Source organism: Deinococcus rhizophilus, assembly GCF_030271215.1.
Lineage (GTDB): Bacteria > Deinococcota > Deinococci > Deinococcales > Deinococcaceae > Deinococcus > Deinococcus rhizophilus.
Genome location: NZ_JASNGB010000225.1, coordinates 1 through 4,106, shown reverse-complemented (window position 1 = coordinate 4,106; position 4,106 = coordinate 1). Strand labels below are relative to the sequence as shown.

Annotated in this window: 4 protein-coding genes and 1 riboswitch; of the genes, 1 reads left to right on the top strand and 3 read right to left on the bottom strand. The window is 72.9% G+C overall.

Annotation, left to right across the window (positions count from 1 at the left end):
* Together purH and QOL99_RS15540 are read right to left on the bottom strand one after the other, a co-directional pair.
* Positions 1-1,290: bifunctional phosphoribosylaminoimidazolecarboxamide formyltransferase/IMP cyclohydrolase (gene purH, locus QOL99_RS15545; protein WP_285525154.1), on the bottom strand; the 1,290-nt coding region annotated here is incomplete at its 3' end.
* A 43-nt stretch (positions 1,291-1,333) separates the two neighbouring features.
* Positions 1,334-1,422, bottom strand: a riboswitch (ZMP/ZTP riboswitch).
* A gap of 94 nt (positions 1,423-1,516) precedes the next feature.
* The gene (locus tag QOL99_RS15540; protein WP_285525152.1) at positions 1,517-2,095 is read right to left on the bottom strand and encodes a hypothetical protein; all 579 of its coding nucleotides are present in this window, start codon (positions 2,093-2,095) and stop codon (positions 1,517-1,519) included.
* 128 nt (positions 2,096-2,223) lie between these two features.
* On the opposite strand from QOL99_RS15540, the gene QOL99_RS15535 reads away from it, so the two are divergent.
* The gene (locus QOL99_RS15535; protein ID WP_285525150.1) at positions 2,224-3,120 is read left to right on the top strand and encodes an FRG domain-containing protein; all 897 of its coding nucleotides are present in this window, start codon (positions 2,224-2,226) and stop codon (positions 3,118-3,120) included.
* A gap of 489 nt (positions 3,121-3,609) precedes the next feature.
* On the opposite strand, the gene QOL99_RS15530 is transcribed toward QOL99_RS15535, so the two are convergent.
* Entirely contained in the window at positions 3,610-3,873 is a 264-nt protein-coding gene (locus QOL99_RS15530) for an acylphosphatase (protein ID WP_285525148.1), read from the bottom strand.
* Positions 3,874-4,106: the final 233 nt, after the last annotated feature.

The window sequence follows — 4,106 nt, the reverse complement described above, 5'->3', positions numbered from 1 at the left end:
GACCGCCCCGGCTCCCAGGCCCACCGTCACGCCCCCGCGCGCCAGGGCCACCGCGTTGGAGCGGGTGTGCTTGACCACCGCCCAGGCGAAGCGCAGGTCGTGCCACTCTCCCTCGGAGGGCGGGCGGGTGGTGACCACCTCGGGGCAGAGGTCGTCCCAGGGGCGGAGGTCACGGTGCTGCACGGCGAAGCCCCCCGCGACCGGGCGCAGGTCCAGCGGGCCGGGGGCCGCGTCCGGCGCGGCGACGAGCACCCGCAGGTCGGGCTTTTTCGCGGCGAACCACGCCGCCGCCTCGGGGGACACGTCAGGGGCGATCAGGACTTCCAGGAAGGTGCCGCGCATCGCCTGCGCCGCCGTGAGGTCCACCGGGCCGCTGATCGCCACCACGCCGCCGAACACGCTGAGAGAGTCGGCGTCGCGGGCGCGTTCCCAGGCCGCCGCCACCGTGTCCGCCACCGCCACCCCGCAGGGGTTGCCGTGCTTGACCGCCACGCACACCGCGCCCTGCTCCTGCCCGCTCAGCTCGGCGGCGAGCGCCCAGGCGGCGTCGGCGTCGGCGTAGTTGTTGAAGCTCATGGGCTTGCCGGACAGCAGCCGGGCGTCCAGCACCGGGCCGCGCTCTCCCTCCCGGCGGTAGACCGCGCCGGGCTGGTGGGGATTCTCGCCGTAGCGGACCTCGGCCACGCGGGACAGGGAGAGGGAGAGGCGGTCCGGGAACTGTCCTTCCCGCGCCTCCCCCGTCAGATATCCGGCAATCGCCGCGTCGTAGTCGGCGGTGTGGCGAAAGGCCTTGGCGGCGAGGCGGCGGCGGTCCTCCGGGGCGACCTCGTCCGCGAGGGCCAGCGGGTAGTCGGCGGGGTCCACCAGCACCAGGACCGCCGCGTGGTTCTTGGCCGCCGCCCGCAGCATCGCGGGACCGCCGATGTCGATCTGCTCGACGGCTTCCCCAAAGGCCGCGCCCCGCGCCACCGTCTCACGGAAGGGATAGAGGTTCACGCACACGAGGTCGATGGGGCCGAGGCCGTGCGCCTCCAGCTGCGCGAGGTGCCCCGGTTCCCGCCGCGCCAGAATGCCGCCGTGAATGGCCGGGTGCAGGGTCTTGACCCGCCCGTCCAGGATCTCGGGAAAGCCCGTCACGTCGCTGACCGCCGTGGCAGGCACCCCCGCCGCCCGCAGCGCCGCCAGCGTTCCGCCCGTGCTGAGAATCTCCCAGCCCCGCGCGGCCAGCTCGCGCCCGAACTCCACCACGCCCGCCTTGTCGCTCACCGAGATTAACGCCCGTTTGCTCATCCTGGCCTCCTGCACGCGGACGCCCCCGCCCACAGGGGCAAGAGCGTCCGACCCAGGCGCGCGATCTCGTGAAAGTCCGGGCGGCTTCCCCGTGGTGTAGGTCCACGTTCAGCGCCAGTCGCCGCCGGTCTGGGCGAAGGATAGCAGGGAGGGAGGGTCAGCTTTCAGCCGTCAGCAGGGCCGCGCCCCACCCGGAACCCGGGCAGGGCGCGGCACCAGAGGCGCTTCAGTTGCTGTTGCCCGACCCGTCCGGGTTGCCGTTCGGCGGCGTCTCGTGGACGAGGGCCGGGGCGGGGGCCTGCGTGCCGTCGCTGCCGTCGCCGCCGAGAACGGCGCGGAGTTCGTCAAGCACCTGCCGCTCCCTGTCGTTGACCTGCTCGCCGCCGAAGCCCAGGAAGCCGCCCTCCTTGGCCGCCGCCGCCGTGCGCTCGGCCACGCCCATCAGCAGGCGGCGAAAGGCGGCGAGGTCCTCGGGGCCGGTCTTGCTGCCCACCAGCCACATCGCGCGGCGCACCTCCTCGATGCTGCGGGCGCGGGCCTCGTCCAGCGAGCGGGGGCGGTCCTGCTGGGGCACCTCCTGGGCGCTGGGGGGCGTGCCCATCAGGTCGGCGGCCATCGCCTCGAGCAGCGGCGTGCGGCCCTCGGCGCTCACGCTCTCGCGGATGGCGGCCCCGATGGCCTGCGCCTCAGCGACGAGGCCAGTCACCCCACTGGGGCTGGCGGCGACGACGGCGGCTCCCACGCGGCCAGGGGCGGTCATGACCTGATACCACTCGTCGGGGGTGAAGCTGTCCTTGAGGCTCATGGAGGCACCTTAAAGGGGAGGCGGCGGGGGGTGCCTTACGGGAGCCTTTACGCGGGGGGCAGACGCGACCCGGCTGCCCGCGTGAAGGCGGACCCGGCGGGGGCGGTCGGCGGCCCTATGGTGGGGGCATGGAAGAGATCACGGTGTCCACGTGGCCGGAACTGCATGAGGTCCTGTACGCCGACGCCTGGAATCCGGCGCTGAGGCGCCACCGCTCGCCCTACGTGTTCCGGGGCCAGGGGCGGGGGTCGGCGCCGCTGACCACCTCGCTGCAACGGCAGGGGGGCGACACGCGGGCCATCGAGCGGCACCTGCTGCGCAACTTCCGCAAGTACGCCCACCGCAGCGGCATCGACCGCGACCTGGCGTGGTACTGGCTGGCGGTGGGGCAGCACCACGGCCTGCCGACCCGGCTGCTCGACTGGAGTTCCTCGCCGCTGGTGGCGCTGCACTTCGCCACCGCCGAGGAACACCTCTACGGCGAGGACGGCGTGGTCTGGATGACCCACATGGGGCGCACGAACGCGACCCTGCCCGCGCCGCTGGCCGCGCTGCTGGAGCAGGAGGGCGCGGGGGTGTTCACGGTGGACATGCTGGCCGACTTCTCGCGGGCGCGGGAGTCGCTGGCCGTGGTCCCGGGTTCGCCCGCCTTCGAGCTGAACTGGCTCGAGGCCCTGGAGCGGGAGGGCGATCAGCCGTTCTTGCTGTTTCTGGAGCCACCTTCCCTCGACGAGCGGATCGTGCAGCAGGCAGCGCTGTTCTCGCTGCTCTCCACGCCGGACCTCGCGCTCGACGGGTGGCTGGCGGCCCACCCCGGCAGCGCCCGCAAGGTGATTCTCCCGGCCGGGTTCAAGTGGGAAATCCGCGACAAGCTCGACCAGTCCAACATCACCGAGCGCACCCTCTTTCCGGGGCTGGGGGGGCTGGGCAAGGCCCTGCAACGCTACTACCGCCAGCGCGGGGAGGGCGGGGGCCAGGGCGACGCGCTGGAGGAACAGAAAGAGGAGTTGCGGCAGCGGGAGTGAGGGTCCGGCGCTCAGGCCGTTGGCAGAAGCTCCCACTCCATGAGGCAGACCCCCCACCCAACCCCCTGCAAGCAGCTCCGCGAGTCTCCCCCGGGAGAGGGCTTTTCTGCCCCCTCTACCACGGGGAGACTGGTACAGCCGCTTGCGGAGGGGCCTCGCGCGGCGAGGGGGTGGGGGGTGTGGCGCAGCGGGGGTGAGGGGTCTTCGCCCTCCGCCNCTGCCCCCTCTACCACGGGGAGACTGGTACAGCCGCTTGCGGAGGGGCCTCGCGCGGCGAGGGGGTGGGGGGTGTGGCGCAGCGGGGGTGAGGGGTCTTCGCCCTCCGCCTGCTAGAGCATTTGCCATAAGAATGCGGTGGGTTTCCGCATGCGTTGGCCGAGCGGACTTGCAAAGCTGCGCAGCAGAGCGAGCGAATTGAAGAAGAGCATTGGGCATTCGGGGAGGCACCTGGGGCGCCCTTCCCCGGGGGCCGTCATTCTGTCCAATGCTCTAGTACACGTGGAATTCCTGCAGGCCCGTCGCCTCGCTGTACTGGGGGTCCACCGCCGTCACGCGGGCGTGGGGCGGGCCGCGCCGCAGCCAGTGCAGCAAGCGGGCCAGGGCCTCCTCGGGGCCCTCGGCGACCACCTCCACCCGGCCGTCGAGCATGTTCTCGGCGCTGCCCGACAGGCCGAGGTCGCGGGCGTGCCTCTGCACGTAGCGGCGGTAGCCCACCCCCTGCACGGTGCCGGAAACGAGAGCGGTCAGACGCATGGCAGGATGCTAGCCCGCCCATCCGGGGTGGGAGGGTGCCGAAGCTGACGCTGGAGTGAAAACAGCAAGGGGCCCCTCACCGGACGACCTTTAGAATAGGGCCGATGCCCGCCCGACCCATTCCCCCCGCACCGCACCGGTCGGGCCACCGCCCAGGCCCGGCGTGAGCCAGACTCCGCCGCCGGGTCCCGCTGCCTCCCGCTCCCGGCGGGCCGGGTGGGTGCTGCTGGCGC

What these genes read in the sequence shown, in the direction of transcription:
- QOL99_RS15535 (WP_285525150.1), top strand. Translation starts at nt 2,224, where the DNA reads ATGGAAGAGATCACGGTGTCCACGTGGCCGGAACTGCATGAGGTCCTG.
- QOL99_RS15540 (WP_285525152.1), bottom strand. Translation starts at nt 2,095, where the DNA reads ATGAGCCTCAAGGACAGCTTCACCCCCGACGAGTGGTATCAGGTCATG.
- QOL99_RS15530 (WP_285525148.1), bottom strand. Translation starts at nt 3,873, where the DNA reads ATGCGTCTGACCGCTCTCGTTTCCGGCACCGTGCAGGGGGTGGGCTAC.